This is a genomic window from Streptomyces sp. NBC_01450 (assembly GCF_036227505.1).
In the GTDB taxonomy this organism is placed as follows: domain Bacteria; phylum Actinomycetota; class Actinomycetes; order Streptomycetales; family Streptomycetaceae; genus Streptomyces.
Genome location: NZ_CP109480.1, coordinates 8859493 through 8873850 on the forward strand (window position 1 = coordinate 8859493; position 14358 = coordinate 8873850).

The window sequence follows — 14358 nt, forward strand, 5'->3', positions numbered from 1 at the left end:
GTTTGGTCGTATGAATACGGGGAGTGACGAGCCGGGCGAGGTCGCCGCGGCCGATGGTGAGACGAAGACCCAGGGGCCGCTCGGATCGCGGGCGCCGGAATTCATCAAGGCCCGCCGTGCGCTGCATCTGAGCTGGCAGGTGGGTGTTTTCGTCGTGGGGCTCGCGGTGGTCGGCGCGGGCGTGATCATGCTTCCGCTGCCGGGCCCCGGCTGGTTGGTGATCTTCGGCGGCATGGCGATCTGGGCGACCGAGTTCGTCTGGGCGCAGCTGGTGCTCCGCTGGACGAAACGCAAGGTCACGGAGGCGACACAGCGGGCGCTCGACCCGAAGGTGCGGCGCCGCAACATCATTCTCACGAGCGTCGGTCTCGTCATCGTCGGGGCCCTTGGAGGCGTCTACCTCTGGAAGTTCGGCGTCCAGATGCCGTGGAACATCCAGGAGTGACCGAGGGGTGACGCGACCCGCCACGGGACTCCTGGTGGGACCCCTTCCGGTGCTGCTCCGAAGGTCCCTCCCGGGGGCCGCTCGGCTGGTCGGAGCCACCCCCTGACATCGGGTAATGTTCTCCCTGCGCCCGGGCGATTAGCTCAGCGGGAGAGCGCTTCGTTCACACCGAAGAGGTCACTGGTTCGATCCCAGTATCGCCCACCAGCACGAGAGGCGGCCCAGTTCCACGCGATGCGTGGACAGGGTCGCCTTCGTCATTTCCGCACAACCCCACGGGGGTATGGGGCCGCGACCGGCGGCGCGTGAGCCTCCGGTTCCATGTGCGGAATCCAGGCCCGAGGCGCGCCTCACGGTGCCGACGGGCCGCACTCCGTGCCGATACCAGTTACCGGCCCAGTTACCGGAACCTGGGTTCCGGTAACTGGGTGCCAGAGCCCGGGTACCAGAACCCGGTATCGGTACACGTACCGAGTTAACCCGTCCCTCTCATCGACCTGCAGACCCCGTCGAGCCCGCCGAACCGTTCCTCTTGACTGAGCAGGAGTGAGTCTGCTCAGCCGCACGCCCCGAACGGTCTTGGGCGTACTGGTCCCCGGCGTACTCGACCCCGGGGCAGCGACACGCATCCTGTACGTGGTCTGATCCCGGGAGGCCAGTTCCCTGTGTGACCTGGCCACATGGACACGGCCAGAGGCGACGGGGAGGCCCTGAACCATCACTCCGGTGGAGCAGGGGCCCCGCACGCCGGTGCCGTACCCGGCGTCCCAGATCACATGATCACGTTAACCCGGACGGCCCAGGACGCCGCAAGCCCGGAAGTCGACCATCACACGATCGAGCTAAACCGCCCTCATGCACGCTCCCCAGGCGGGCAGTTGCCAACCCCCTTCCGTGCGCCCTTCCTGGTTCACCGCCCCCGGGTCCGCCCCTCGCCCCGACCACCCCCAACGCCATCCATGCGTAAGCCGGTTCGACCAACACCCCCTCGCGAAGGCCCACCCCCACCCCTCACTCTCGGTGCGCGCAGCCCTCGTTCGCGTCCGTCCCGTGCCCGCATCCCCGTCCGTGCGGCAGTTGTTTTCGGCCCGTCCCCACGGTCGCCCGACCCGTCGTTTTTCGTTCGACATCCCGACCGTACGCCCCGGACCTGCACACTCGGGCACTCCCGTCGGCGCGGCACCTCCAACACCCGTCTACGCGCGGCCGAACCGTGTCACATCAATTCCTGTCCGAATCATTGACGTGCCTGGAAGCCCTCCGTACCTTGTGCCAGCAAGCGCTTACTTGAAACGATTCACGCAGTGACACCGACGTCGCGAGGAGGCCCGACTGTGGGAAACAACGGGAGTGTTGAGAGGCGTACGGTCCTCAAGGCGGCCGGAGCTTCACTGGCCGCGCTGGGGCTGGCCGCGACGACGGGCTGCGGCGGGGACAGCGGCAGTTCCGGGGACGGGACGGTCACGATCCGGTACGCCTGGTGGGGTGCCGACGAGCGGGCGAAACGGATCAACCAGTCCATCGCCCTCTTCGAGAAGAAGTACCCGAAGATCAAGGTGAAGACCGACTTCCAGGATTATGTGGCCTTTTGGGAGAAGTTCCAGACCCAGGCCGCGGGTGGAAATCCCCCGGACGTATTCCAGAACGCGGTCGGATTCCTGCGGAAGTACGACAAGAGAGGTGTGCTGCTCGACCTCAAGACTCAGATAGACGCGGGAAATCTGAGCCTCGACAACTTCCGTGCCGGAGTCGAGAAGGTGGGTCAGGTCGACGGAAAGCAGCTCGGTATTCCGGTCGGATCCAACACCATGTCACTTGTCATCGACGAGAAGGTGTTTGAGAAGGCGGGCATCAATCCGAAGCAGGGCTGGACCTGGGACGAGTACTTCGCCGCTCTGAAGAAGATCCACGACACCCAGAAGCTGCCCGGCGACACCGGCTACTTCGGCATCATGTACCTGTACGACCTCTACCTCCGGCAGAACGGCAAGGCGTTCTTCACCAAGGACGGACTCGGTTTCGACGAGGCCGACCTGACGGAGTGGTGGACGGACGCCTACAACCGCGTCAAGGCCGGCATCATCACCGACCCCAAGCGGGTCGAGCAGGACAAGCCCAAGTCCTCACTCTCGGCCGCCCACGGCGCCTCCGAGTTCACCTGGGACAACTTCACGGTCCGCTACTCGGCCGAGGGCACCAGCACCTACGGCCTCGCGCCGATCCCCACCATCGACGGCAAGCAGACCGGCCAGTACCTCGCCTCCCTGATGCTGAGCGCCTCCGCCCGCACCAAGCACCCCAAGGAGGTCGCGCAGTTCATCAACTTCATGGTCCACGACCCCGAGGTCGGCAAGATCATGGGCTACGACCGCGGCATCCTCGCGACCACCGAGCAGTTCGACGCGTACAAGCCGACCGACGCGCCCAACCAGGCGATCGCGAAGTACGAGACGGACGTCGCCGCGGCCGGAGTGCTCGGCACCATCACCCCGCACCCGGCGGGCGCCGACACCTGTGAGGCCGCCTTCCTGCGTATCGCCGGTGACATGTCGCAGGGCACGACCAAGGTCGCCGACGCGGTCAAGCAGTTCTTCTCCGAGGCGAAGACCGCCCTCGCCTCCTGATGGGAACCGCCGTGACGCTCGTCAAGGACTCTCCGCCCGACGCCCCGGAGATACGCCCCGAGGCCCCCGCCGCCAAGAAGCGGCGGGGCCGCCGGGAAAACCTCGCCGGCTATCTCTTCATGTCCCCGTGGATCGCGGGCTTCCTGCTGCTGACCGCGGGCCCGATGGCCGCCTCCCTCTACTTCGCCTTCACCGACTACAACCTCTTCAATTCGCCGAAGTGGATCGGCTTCGACAACTTCACCACGATGTTCCACGACCCCCGGTGGCAGAAGTCGGTCGAGGTGACGGCCAAGTACGTCATCATCGGCACCCCGCTCAAGCTGCTGCTGGCGCTCGGGGTGGCTCTGCTGCTCGCGCAGAGCCGCCGCGGACAGGCCTTCTACCGGGCCGCGTTCTACGCCCCCTCGCTCATCGGCGCGAGCGTCTCCGTCGGGTTCGTGTGGCGCGCGCTCTTCTCCGACGACGCCGTTGTGGACCGTACGCAGTCGTTCCTCGGCTTCCACACGGGAGGCTGGGTCGGCGACCCGAACTGGGTGCTCTACAGCCTGGTCGCACTCACCGTCTGGCAGTTCGGCGCGCCCATGGTGATCTTCCTCGCCGGACTCAAGCAGGTGCCGAGGGAGCTGTACGAGGCCGCCGAGGTGGACGGCGCCGGACCGCTGCGGCGGTTCTGGAACATCACCCTGCCGATGATCTCGCCGGTGCTCTTCTTCAACGTGCTCCTGGAGACCATCCACTCCTTCCAGATCTTCGGCTCGGCGTACGTGGTCTCCAACGCCACCTGCGGACCGGCGGACGCCACGCTCGTCTACACCTGCTACCTGTACCAGAAGGGCTTCAAGGAGTCCCAGATGGGCTTCGCGTCCGCCATGGCCTGGATGCTGCTGCTCGCCGTGGCGCTGGTGACGGCCGTCCTCTTCTGGTCTCAGAAGCGGTGGGTGCACTACGAGGAGGACGCCCGATGAGCACCACCCTGCGCAAGCCCCTCGAAGTCGGCAGCCGCAAGCGCACCGGCTCGCTGGTCTGGCACATCGGCGCCCTGCTGATCCTCGCGGTCGTCCTCTATCCCGTCATCTGGGTCATCGGCGCCTCGTTCAAGCCCAGCCGGGACATCATCGGCAGCCTGAACCTGTTCCCGACCAGTCCCGTCCTCGGCAACTTCAAGGGCCTGGCCGACGGCATCGCGGACATCTCGATCGCGACCTTCTTCCAGAACTCCCTCTTCTACGCGCTCGGCTCCGTCGTCGGCATCGTCATCTCCTGCTCGCTGACGGCCTACGCCTTCGCCAAGATCCGGTTCGCCGGCCGGAACCTGCTGTTCTCCCTCATGATCGGCACGCTTCTGCTGCCGTATCACGTGCTGCTCATCCCGCAGTACGTGATGTTCCAGAAGATGGAGCTGATCAACACCTACGTTCCGCTGCTGATCGGCAAGTACCTGGCCACCGAGGCGTTCTTCGTCTTCCTCATGGTGCAGTTCATGCGGAACCTGCCGCGCGAGCTGGACGAGGCGGCGCGGCTCGACGGCTGCGGCCATCTGCGGATCTACTGGTCGATCGTGCTGCCGCTGTCCCGGCCCGCGCTGATCACCAGCGCGATCTTCACCTTCATCAACGCCTGGAACGACTTCATGGGCCCGCTGATCTACCTCAACGAGCCCGGCAAGTACACGGTCTCGCTCGGCATGATGATGTTCCGCGACCAGGAGGGCGTCGCCAACTACGGCGGCATGATCGCGATGTCGCTGGTCGCGCTGCTGCCCGTGCTGCTGTTCTTCCTCGCCTTCCAGCGGTATCTGATCGACGGCATGGCGACCTCCGGATTGAAGGGCTGAGAATGGCCACCACTCAGCCGCGGGCGGAGGCGAAGCGGCGGGCGAAGGCGCGCCGGGCAGCCCACGAATCGGTCTTCGCGGAGCGGTTCGCCGTGTTCGCGGAGTGTCTGCTCACCGGGGTGTGGATCGCGGTGGCCTCGCTGCCGCTGGTCACCTACCCCGCCGCGTTCGCCGCCGGTGCACGGCATCTGCGGCGGCGCACGTCCCACGAGGCGGGCGGCCTTCGGGAGTTCCTCGCCGACTTCCTGGCCGCCGTCCGGGGCGGCTGGATCGCCGGGGCCGCCGGCTGGGCCGCGGCGGCCGCGGTCTGGGTGGACGTCCAGGCCGTGCGCGCCGGGATCCCCGGCGGCCCGCTCGTCGGGGCCGTGGGTCTGTTCGCCCTGATCGGCCTCGCTGTCGCCGGGCTGCGCGCGGCGGCCGTCTGGGAGCCGGGCGCCTCCTGGCGGGTGCTGCTGGCGGAGGCCGGACGCCGTACGGTCCTCGACCCGGCCGGCTCCTTCCTGCTCGTCGGTGGACTGGCCGTGGTGGCCTGTTCCGCCTTCTTCGTCGCGCCGCTCGCGGTCCCCGTCCTGGGGGCCGTCGCGGCGGCGGCCGTGGCCGTCGAAGGGCGCTACCGCCGCTGAGCTCTTCGCAGGTCGGCGCCCCGGCGTCGTACCTCTCTCTGTCATGCCCCTGACTTCCCCGCACGGAAAGGAAAGGCCATGTCTCCCATCCCCCGCAGGTCCCTTCTCAAGGCGGCCGCCGTCGCCGGAGCCGCCGCACAGTTCAGCTGGGCCCTGGGAAGCACGAACGCGCAGGCCGCCGCCAGATCCGAGGCCGCCGACACCGACCCTGTGACCCTGGACTGGCTGGAGGACGGCGGTCTCGGCGCCGCCCCCGGCTCGACCGTCGGCGTGCCCTGGCCGAAGGGCGCCTACCAGCGGGACCAGACCTTCGCGCTCACGGACGGCGAGGGCAAGGACGTGCCGGTGCAGTCCTGGCCGATCGGGTACTGGCCGGACGGCTCCCTCAAGTGGACCGCGCACGCCGTCAGTTCCGGTTCAGGGAAGCTCACGCTCGCCGCCGGTACGCCCACCGCCCCCGACAAGAAGGTGACCGTCGACAAGCACGGCGGCACCATCGACATCTCGACCGGTGTCATCACCGCGAAGATCGGCAAGAGCGGCTCCACGCTCGTCAAATCGGTGAAGCGCGGTTCCACCGAGATCGCCAAGGACGGCCGGCTGGTGCTGATCCGTCAGCCCGAGATCGAGGACGAGGACCAGGGCGCGGAGAAGTACGAGCGGTTCGAGAGCGTCATCGGTGAGGTCACGGTCGAGCAGGAGGGGCCGGTCCGTGCCGTCGTCCGTATCGACGGCAAGCACCGTAAGGGCGGCCGCAGTTGGCTGCCGTTCTCGGTCCGCCTGTACTTCTACGCCGGCGCCGACTCCTTCCGGATGGTGCACACCATCACCTTCGACGGGAAGCAGGAGCCGGGGAAGACGAGCGGAGACTTCATCCGCGGGCTCGGCGTCCGCTTCAACGTGCCGATGCGCGACGCGGCGTACGACCGGCACATCCGCATCGGCGGCGACGGCTCCGGTCTGCTGCGGGAGGCCGTGCAGGGCATCACCGGTCTGCGCCGCGACCCGGGCGCGGCCGTGCAGGCGGCCCAGTTCGCGGGCGAGAAGCTGCCCGACCCGTCCACCTGGGACCAGCGGGTGACGACACGGCTGCAGTACATCCCCGAGTGGGGCGACTACACCCTCTCCCAGCTCTCCGCGGACGGCTTCACCCTGCGCAAGCGCACCAAGAAGGGCCACGGCTGGATCGGCGCGGGTGGCGGCCGCCGGGCGAGCGGGTTCGGTTACGTCGGCGGGGCGAGCGGCGGCCTGTCCTTCGGCCTCAGGGACTTCTGGGAGAAGTACCCGGCGCAACTCGACATCCGCGACGCGGCGACCGACGAGGCCGAGGTCACCCTCTGGCTCTGGTCGCCCGAGGCGCAGCCCATGGACCTGCGCTTCTACCACGACGGCATGGGCCAGGACACCTACGCCGAACAGCTCGAAGGCCTCAACATCACCTACGAGGACTACGAACCCGAGTTCGGCACCCCGTACGGCATCGCCCGCACCTCCGAACTCCTCTTCTGGGCCAACGAGTCGACGCCCACGCCCGAGACGCTCGCCGAACAGGTCGCGGCCGTACGGGTGTTGCCGCAGCTCGCTGCCCCGCCCAAGCAGCTCATCAAGGCCAAGGTCTTCGGTGGCCTCTTCTCCGAGCCGGACCGCTCCACCGCCGCCAAGGCGAAGATCGAGGACCACCTCGACTTCCTCTTCACCTATTACAAGGATCAGGTGGAGATGCGCCGTTGGTACGGCTTCTGGGACTACGGCGACTTCATGCACTCGTACGACACCGTGCGCCACCAGTGGCGCTACGACGTCGGCGGCTACGCGTGGGACAACTCCGAGCTGTCGCCCGACATCTGGCTGTGGATGGCCTATCTCCGCTCGGGCCGCTCGGACATCTTCCGCTTCGCCGAGGCGCTCACCCGGCACACCGGCGAGGTCGACGTCTACCACCTCGGCCAGTGGGCGGGCCTCGGCACCCGGCACGGCGTGCAGCACTACGCCGACAGCGCCAAACAGCAGCGCATCGCCAACACCACATACCGCCGCTATTACTACTACCTCACCGCCGACGAGCGGGTCGGCGACCTCATGCACGCCAACGTCGACTCCGACGAGACGTTCCTCGTCCTCGACCCGATCCGCAAGATCCGCACCGAGCCGTACACCCCCGACCGGCACGCCCTGTCCATCGGCTTCGGCACCGACTGGAGCGGTCTGGTCTCGGCCTGGCTCACGGAGTGGGAGCGCAAGGGCCCGAAGTGGGAGAAGGCCAAGGCGCGCGTGCTGTCGACGATGGAGACGATCGCCGCGCAGCCCAACGGCTTCGTCCAGGGCAGCGGCCTCTACGACCTCGACACCGGCAAGTTCGCCGTCGCCTCCGCGCCGGTCGTGTCGGTCTCGCACCTCTCCGCCGTCTTCGGCCTCAACGAGCTCTGCGCCGAACTGATCGACCTGGTCGACATACCGAAGTTCAAGGAGGTGTACCTCGACTACTGCCGCTACTTCAACGCCACCAAGACCGAACAGGCGGCACGCTACGGCTCCAACTTCGGCTCCCTGCTGCTGTTCCAGGGCCACTCGCGCCTCGACGCCTACGCCGCCGTCCAGACCGGCGACGCCACGCTCGCCAAGCGCGCGTGGACGAAGTTCTACAGCTCCGACGGCTACATGGAGTCCTCGCCCTGGAAGACCGAGCCGCTGAGCGGCCCGGTCACGCTGGTTCCCGGCAGCGAGGCCAACTGGGTCAGTTCGAACGACAGCGCCCTGTACGGCCTCGCCGCCATCGAGAACCTGGCACTGCTCGGCGACAAGATGCCGTAGGGCCATCGGCGCGGGGCGAATCCGTTGAACCGGGGGTTCTGCCGCGCCCCTTCAGGGCGCGGGGCTGTGACATATGCGGCTCCGCCGCGTGGGCGCGACCGGCCACGACGCGGCCGCAGTTTCGGACCGTCCCTTCAGCGCATCCGTCCGAGGACATCCCGCACCCGCCGCGCGTCCCGGATCCGCTGCTCGTACGTCGCACCGAGTGCGAGCAGCGCCAGACCGGCGAGTGCGGGAGGCACCCAACGCGGTAGCGCGCCCGCCATCTGCACGAGGTACGGGGCGAGTTCGTGCAGGGCGTCCAGCGCGAGCACGCCGCCCCCCAGGACGAGCGGGGCCCGCAGCCGGTGCCGGGCACCCACGAGGGTGACCGTGAGGGCGGCGACACCGAGCAGCAGGGGTCGCCGCCAGTCCGGGTCGGTCCACGCCGTCAGAAGACTCGGCACGAGCGTGACGGACAGCCCCGCTCCGTACGCCGTCCAGGACGAGGTCAGCGGATCCTTGCGGCGCCCGACCGCCCCCACCAGCAGCGCCGGGACGGTCACCGGCAGGGTGTACGCCTCGACGGAGCCGACGCCCCAGCACGCGAGCCGGACCCAGGCGGCCAGCACGAACAGGGCGGTGGCCGCGTAACCGGCGGCCCGCCGGTCCTCTCGTACGGCGGTGCCCGCGGCGATGACTCCGCACAGGGCCAGGACCAGGGCCAGCAGCGGCGGATCGGTCACCGCGAGGCCGACGGCGAGCAGTCCGGCGACGGCGCCCGTCACCTCGACGGGCACCCGCGCGGGGGAGCCGGCGAGGCGCGCCGCGAGCAGGGCCGCGACGACCGGCACGAGGAGGACCAGCAGCGCGATGTACTGCGACTGCCAGCCGAGAGACGCGCCCACGGCACAGGCCAGCGCGGTGGCGTACGTGAGGGCGGCGACTGGGGCGAGCCGCGAGCGCCCGGACACGGCGGCGAACAGCACGGTCAGCGCGGTGAGGACGCCGAGGGTGGTGCCCTCGGTGGCGAGGGAGAGGCACGCGAGGCTCACCGAGGTGACAAGGGCGAGGAGGAAGGGGACCGGACGCGACCGCGCCGAGCGGGCGACGTACGCCAGCGCCGCCACGATCGTGAACCCTTGCGCCGACATCCCGGCCCAGTAAGGGATCGCGAGGGCCGCGGGAAGGACGAACACGGCCGCCCAGACGAGGGCCGACGCGCCGGCCGTCGCCCTGGGGAGCCACTCCGTACCGCGCACGGCCAAGGCCAGCACGGTGGCGACGACCACGAGAACGAGCGGTGCCGTGGCGGCGTACGGAGGCCAGGGGAAGCCGTCGGCCGTGACCGCCTCGCGCGCCGTCGAGGGAGCGCCGGTCCACACGCGACCCACCCAGGTCACCGGGCCCAGCAGAGCGACGACGACCGGCGGCAGCGCCCACACCACCGCCACCGTCTGCACGGAGCCGGAAGCGAGGGCGAGGCCGCGCCTCATCGGCTCCGGAAGCCGGGTACCTACGGCCGCCAACAGGGCCAGAGCGCAGACCAGATACCCCGGGACCGTCCAGTCGGCCGGCAGCGACGAGCGCGGGACGCCACCGAGCGCGGCGACCGTGAGCAGGCCGCCGGCCGAGGCGGCCCAGGTGGCGACGTTCGTGTCCGGCAGCCGCCACGCCGCCGCCAGCGCGATCGCCCCGGCGAAGAGAAGGAGCGCCGCCGCACGGGCGGCGGCGCCCGGGCCGGTGGCCGTCCAGGACAGCCAGCCGGCCGCGAAGGAGCCCCAGCCGCCCAGGCCGTAAGCGCCCACGGCGGCGACGAGACATACGGACCGCACGGGAACCCGGAGCGCGACGGCCGTGTCGAGCGCCGCCGTCACCAGCAGCGCGGCCGTCATGGCGGGGGCGCCCGCGTCGGCCGCGGCCGCCCAGAGGATCAGCGGGAGCTGCGCGGCGGCCAGCGCGGTCGGCAGGGGCAGGCGCAGCGGGAGCCGCGTGAGGGTGGCCGGTTCACCGGTCGGTCGGCGCGCCCCGCCGAGTACGAGCCCGTACGCCGCCCACAGAGCCGCCAGCAGGGCCGACGCGATGGCCGCGTACCCCAGGCCATTCGTGTCGGCGAACGCGACCTCGTGCAGCGCGTACATGTCCAGGACCGTCAGCGCGAGACCCAGCCCCGCCACGGCCTCCGCCGTCGAGCGCAGCCTGTGCCGGAGCAGGAGCACGGGCGAGCCGAGCGCGGCCAACGTCACCGCGCCCAGCACCAGAGCCCGCCCGGCGATCCCCATCCGGCCCCAGCTGACCAGCGTGAACGCGATCGCGGCGACGGTCAGGAGGATGCCGCCGAGGACGAGCAGCACGTTCTGCACGCGGGGCGCCGTGGTCTCGGGCCGGCGTACGGGCGGGGACGGGGGCGGCGGAGCCACGGGCGGCCGGAGCGCGGTGATCAGCCAGGCGCGGCGGGCCAGCAACAGGGCCCGGCGCGCGTCGAGTTGCCGCAGCTCGGTGTCGAGGAGCCGCAACTCCTCGGCCGGGGGCGGAATGTGGGTCATACCTCGGGAGTGTGGTCCCGGTCATCTTCCTCGGCATGAGTGCGCGTACTCATGTCGTACTCAGCTGTCCGGTTGGGCACACTCCGTCCATGGACTGGAGCCATTACCGCTTCCGCAGTGTGTGGGCCCTGCCCGCGCCGCCCGCCGAGGTCTATCCCGTCCTCGAACAGGCCGAGGACTATCCGCGCTGGTGGCCCCAGGTCCGTGAGGTGATCCGGATCGACGACCGCAGCGGCACCATGCGCATCCGCTCGTTCCTGCCGTACGACCTGGTGTTCACGGCGCGCGAGCTGCGCCGCGACCCGGCGGCCGGGGTCCTGGAGATCGCGATGGCGGGCGACCTCGACGGCTGGGCGCGCTGGACGCTCACCACCGCCGGGACCGGCACCCGCGCCCAGTACGACCAGGAGGTCGACGTGAGCAAGCCGCTGCTGCGGCGGTTCGCGGTGCCGGGACGGCCGGTGTTCCGCGCCAACCACGCCCTGATGATGCGCGCGGGACGGCGCGGACTGGCGGCCCGCCTCACGGGTGACTGACCCCCCGCCTCACGGGTGACTGAACGGCTCACCTCGAAGCGGTTTGAACCACACCCGCGGGGACCTGTATTGTTCAGTGCGTTCCCGGGCGATTAGCTCAGTGGGAGAGCGCTTCGTTCACACCGAAGAGGTCACTGGTTCGAACCCAGTATCGCCCACCCGGAGAAAACCGGTCCGTCACAGACGGACCGGTTTTTCGTTGTCCCGCACGGGCTCAGGCCGCCGCCGGCAGTTCCGGACGCAGCGGCCACGCCGGATCCACCGCCTCCGGAGAACCGCTGCGCGCGAACCACGCCTGCAGACCGCGCGCCTGTGCCGCGTGCCACACCGACTGCAGGGTGTGCAGTTCGGCGGGGGACAGCCGCTCCAGGCGGGTGGCGAAACGGCGCCCCACCGCTCGTACCACCTCCATCGCGGCCAGTGCGTCCGCCGCCGCGTCGTGCGCGCCCTCCAGCACCACGTCGTAGTGCGCGCACAGGTCGGTCAGGGTGCGGCGGCCCTTGCGATAGCGGTCCAGATGTTTGTCCAGAACCCGCGGATCGAGCACACGCAGCGGCGCCGGCTCGAACCACCGGTCCAGATTGGTGGCGCGATGGCGGCGCAACTCCCGGTCCAGGAGCGTCAGATCGAACGGCGCGTTCATCACGACGAGCGGGCGGCCCGCCGCTGCCTGTTCGCCCAGCACCCTGGCTATCTCGTCCATCACCGGCGACGGCCAGCGGCCGTTGCGCTGAAGGTGTTCGTCTGTCAGCCCGTGCACCGCCGTCGCGCCCGCGGGCACCGGTACTCCCGGGTTCACCAGCCAACGGGTCACCCGAGGCCGGGAACCCGCGGCGTCCTGGACGACGACGGCGGCCGACACGATCCGGTCGGTCTCGACGTCCACGCCCGTGGTCTCCGTGTCGAACGCGGCCAAGGGGCCCTCGTACCAGCACGTCATACGCACACAACTCCTCGTTCACCCACGGCAGCTGACGTCCCGTCTTCTGCCCGTTTGGTGATACCCGCGCTGTTTGCGCCGTACGCCGGAAGGAGACAACACAGGTACGGGTCTTTGCAGTTCAGCGGCCCGTCGCGGGGAATCACTTGGCTTGGAAGGCTGTTGGACTCATGGCACTCGCGCAGCCCGAGCGGGGCGGGCTGCTGCCCCAGCGCACGGCACCCCATCGCGGCTCACTCGCCACCACCGCCTGCATGGAGACCTTGCAGGTGGGTTACTTGCACGCCGTCGCGGCGGCGGCGGGCTGTTCGCTGTCGCAGCCCTTTCCGGACAACGGCATCGACTGGCACGTCAGCCACAGCGCCCCCGGGCACACCGTCGACGACGAAGTCACCATCAAGGTGCAGCTCAAGTGCACGTACCAGATCCCGCCGAACCCGCCCGGGCCCGCCTTCTCCTTCACGCTCGACAACGAGCACCTGGCGAAGCTCGCCCGCACCCCGGTCTCGGTGCACAAGATCCTGGTCGTGATGCTCGTGCCCAGGTCCCAGGACGACTGGCTGCGCGCCAGCCACGACCGCCTCGACCTGCGGCACTGCTGCTACTGGATCAACCTCGCCGGTCACGCGATCACCGGCCGGCGCCGGACCACCGTGCGAATACCGACCGCGCGCGTCTTCGACGACAGGGCGCTCTGCGAGATCATGACGCGGGTCGGGACGGGAGGGAAACCTTGACACACCGCCCCATCGACTCCATCGGCGAACCCCTTCGGCCGGTCAGGCCGCACCCCGTCGAATCCCACTGGACCGAGCCGCCCGAGCCCGGCCAGGTCGACCCCGCCGTCCTCGGCGCGCTGCTGTACCGCCACGGCTGGCAGCGCCGCGGAGGAGCGGCCGGACGGTACGGCAGGTGGACCCCACCCGGGCCCGGTGGCGGCGGTACGAGCCTGCTCGTACCGGAGAACCGGGCCTTCCCCGACAGCGACGACCTCCTCGGCGAGGCGCTCGTCGCGCTCTCCCGCAGCGCCGCGCCGTCCGCGCGCGACATCCTGGTCGCGCTCGCCGTGCCCAGCGACGAGATCCGCTGGTGGCGCGACGTGCCGACCGGGCCCGTGGGCGCCACGCCCTGGAGCGTGGAGGAGCGGCTGCGCTCGGCCGCCCGCTCGATGCTGCTCGCGGCCGCGCTCGCCACACGCGCGCGTGCGGGCTATTACGGCGCCCGGCACCGCAGGCCCGCCGCCGCTTCCCTGGAGCACGTGCTCGTCGGCGCCGACCCCGGCGGGCGACGCCTCACCGCCTTCGTTCCCGTCGACACCGGCCGGCCGCTCTCCGTACGCCTGCACCAGGCGCTCTACGCCGCCCGCGAGGCCATCGACTACCAGCGGGCCACCGGCGGCATGGACGCCTTCGACGCGGCCGTCGAGGCGGGCGTCAGCCATGAACTCACCGAGGCCGTCGTCGCCCTCGTGCGCGGCACGGAGGGTGCCCGGATCGCCGTCGAGTGGGCGCCCGCCGCCGGGGCCCCCGAGGGTTGTGCGGCGCCCGACGAGGCCGTCGAGTTCTCGCCCGGCGACCTGCCCGTCCTGCGCGAGGCCGGGGCCCGCTATCTGCGCGCGGAGCCGTCCGTGGCGGTCCGCCTCACCGGCGCCGTGGTGCGGATGCGCAGGTCCCAGCCGCGCGGCGAGGGCACCGTACGGCTGCGCGTGATCGCGGGAGCGGAGGTGCAGCACGTCCGGATGACCCTCGACGAGGAGGCGTACCGGATAGCGGGCCACGCCCATCTGGTCGGGCTGCCGGTGCGGGTGCTGGGGCGGCTGGAGAGCCGCGGCGGCTTCCGCAGGCTCACGGACGCCTCCGGGGTCGTACCGGTGCAGGTGGACGAGGCCGAGCGGGACCGGCTGATGAAGTCGCTCCAGGAGACCGCAGAGATCACGGCCTTCTTCGAGGAGGCGTGCAGCGGGGACTGAGGGCTTTGTGGAGCTTTGCTGGTAACCGTTTCGCGGAGGGTGCCCCGG

11 protein-coding genes and 2 tRNA genes are annotated in these 14358 nt (G+C 70.1%); 11 read left to right on the plus strand and 2 right to left on the minus strand.

The window, feature by feature from the left end; genetic code table 11:
* The first annotated feature begins 10 nt into the window (after positions 1-10).
* The 7 genes from OG568_RS39440 (at position 11) to OG568_RS39470 (ending at position 8340) form a co-directional block, all read left to right on the plus strand.
* On the plus strand, positions 11-445 hold the full coding sequence (locus OG568_RS39440; protein WP_329534976.1) for a TIGR02611 family protein: 435 nt from the start codon (positions 11-13) through the stop codon (positions 443-445).
* A gap of 132 nt (positions 446-577) precedes the next feature.
* Positions 578-652 (plus strand) — tRNA-Val (locus tag OG568_RS39445).
* Positions 653-1779: 1127 nt separating this feature from the next.
* Positions 1780-3069, plus strand: coding sequence for an ABC transporter substrate-binding protein (locus OG568_RS39450; RefSeq protein WP_329534977.1), 1290 nt, complete (start codon positions 1780-1782; stop codon positions 3067-3069).
* Positions 3070-3080: 11 nt separating this feature from the next.
* The gene (locus tag OG568_RS39455; protein WP_266581130.1) at positions 3081-4037 is read left to right on the plus strand and encodes a carbohydrate ABC transporter permease; all 957 of its coding nucleotides are present in this window, start codon (positions 3081-3083) and stop codon (positions 4035-4037) included.
* Entirely contained in the window at positions 4034-4906 is an 873-nt protein-coding gene (locus tag OG568_RS39460) for a carbohydrate ABC transporter permease (RefSeq protein WP_329534978.1), read from the plus strand. Before OG568_RS39455 ends, OG568_RS39460 begins: the two co-directional genes overlap by 4 nt.
* A 2-nt stretch (positions 4907-4908) precedes the next feature.
* The gene (locus OG568_RS39465) at positions 4909-5529 is read left to right on the plus strand and encodes a hypothetical protein (RefSeq protein WP_329534979.1); all 621 of its coding nucleotides are present in this window, start codon (positions 4909-4911) and stop codon (positions 5527-5529) included.
* Positions 5530-5607: 78 nt separating this feature from the next.
* Complete coding sequence (locus OG568_RS39470; RefSeq protein ID WP_329534980.1) at positions 5608-8340, plus strand: exo-rhamnogalacturonan lyase family protein; 2733 nt, start codon at positions 5608-5610, stop codon at positions 8338-8340.
* A 134-nt stretch (positions 8341-8474) separates the two neighbouring features.
* Here OG568_RS39470 and OG568_RS39475 read toward each other — a convergent pair whose 3' ends face one another.
* Entirely contained in the window at positions 8475-10865 is a 2391-nt protein-coding gene (locus OG568_RS39475) for an SCO7613 C-terminal domain-containing membrane protein (protein ID WP_329534981.1), read from the minus strand.
* A gap of 89 nt (positions 10866-10954) precedes the next feature.
* Here OG568_RS39475 and OG568_RS39480 point away from each other — a divergent pair, with 89 nt between their 5' ends.
* Complete coding sequence (locus OG568_RS39480; RefSeq protein WP_329534982.1) at positions 10955-11401, plus strand: SRPBCC family protein; 447 nt, start codon at positions 10955-10957, stop codon at positions 11399-11401.
* A gap of 86 nt (positions 11402-11487) precedes the next feature.
* Positions 11488-11559, plus strand: a tRNA-Val gene (locus OG568_RS39485).
* Positions 11560-11615: 56 nt separating this feature from the next.
* On the opposite strand, the gene OG568_RS39490 is transcribed toward OG568_RS39485, so the two are convergent.
* Positions 11616-12341, minus strand: coding sequence for a 3'-5' exonuclease (locus tag OG568_RS39490; RefSeq protein WP_060902366.1), 726 nt, complete (start codon positions 12339-12341; stop codon positions 11616-11618).
* A 170-nt stretch (positions 12342-12511) separates the two neighbouring features.
* Between OG568_RS39490 and OG568_RS39495 the strand changes: the two genes are divergently transcribed.
* A complete protein-coding gene (locus tag OG568_RS39495) occupies positions 12512-13078 on the plus strand; it encodes a DUF4365 domain-containing protein (RefSeq protein ID WP_266416253.1) in 567 nt (188 codons plus the stop codon).
* Positions 13075-14310: a hypothetical protein gene (locus OG568_RS39500; RefSeq protein WP_329534983.1), complete on the plus strand. Its 1236-nt coding sequence runs from the start codon at positions 13075-13077 to the stop codon at positions 14308-14310. Before OG568_RS39495 ends, OG568_RS39500 begins: the two co-directional genes overlap by 4 nt.
* The last annotated feature ends 48 nt before the right edge of the window (positions 14311-14358 follow it).

Bases quoted from the DNA above. Each gene is read 5' to 3' on its own strand.
- OG568_RS39440 (WP_329534976.1), top strand. From the start codon at position 11: ATGAATACGGGGAGTGACGAGCCGGGCGAGGTCGCCGCGGCCGATGGT.
- OG568_RS39460 (WP_329534978.1), top strand. From the start codon at position 4,034: ATGAGCACCACCCTGCGCAAGCCCCTCGAAGTCGGCAGCCGCAAGCGC.
- OG568_RS39465 (WP_329534979.1), top strand. From the start codon at position 4,909: ATGGCCACCACTCAGCCGCGGGCGGAGGCGAAGCGGCGGGCGAAGGCG.
- OG568_RS39470 (WP_329534980.1), top strand. From the start codon at position 5,608: ATGTCTCCCATCCCCCGCAGGTCCCTTCTCAAGGCGGCCGCCGTCGCC.
- OG568_RS39475 (WP_329534981.1), bottom strand. From the start codon at position 10,865: ATGACCCACATTCCGCCCCCGGCCGAGGAGTTGCGGCTCCTCGACACC.
- OG568_RS39480 (WP_329534982.1), top strand. From the start codon at position 10,955: ATGGACTGGAGCCATTACCGCTTCCGCAGTGTGTGGGCCCTGCCCGCG.
- OG568_RS39490 (WP_060902366.1), bottom strand. From the start codon at position 12,341: ATGACGTGCTGGTACGAGGGCCCCTTGGCCGCGTTCGACACGGAGACC.
- OG568_RS39495 (WP_266416253.1), top strand. From the start codon at position 12,512: ATGGCACTCGCGCAGCCCGAGCGGGGCGGGCTGCTGCCCCAGCGCACG.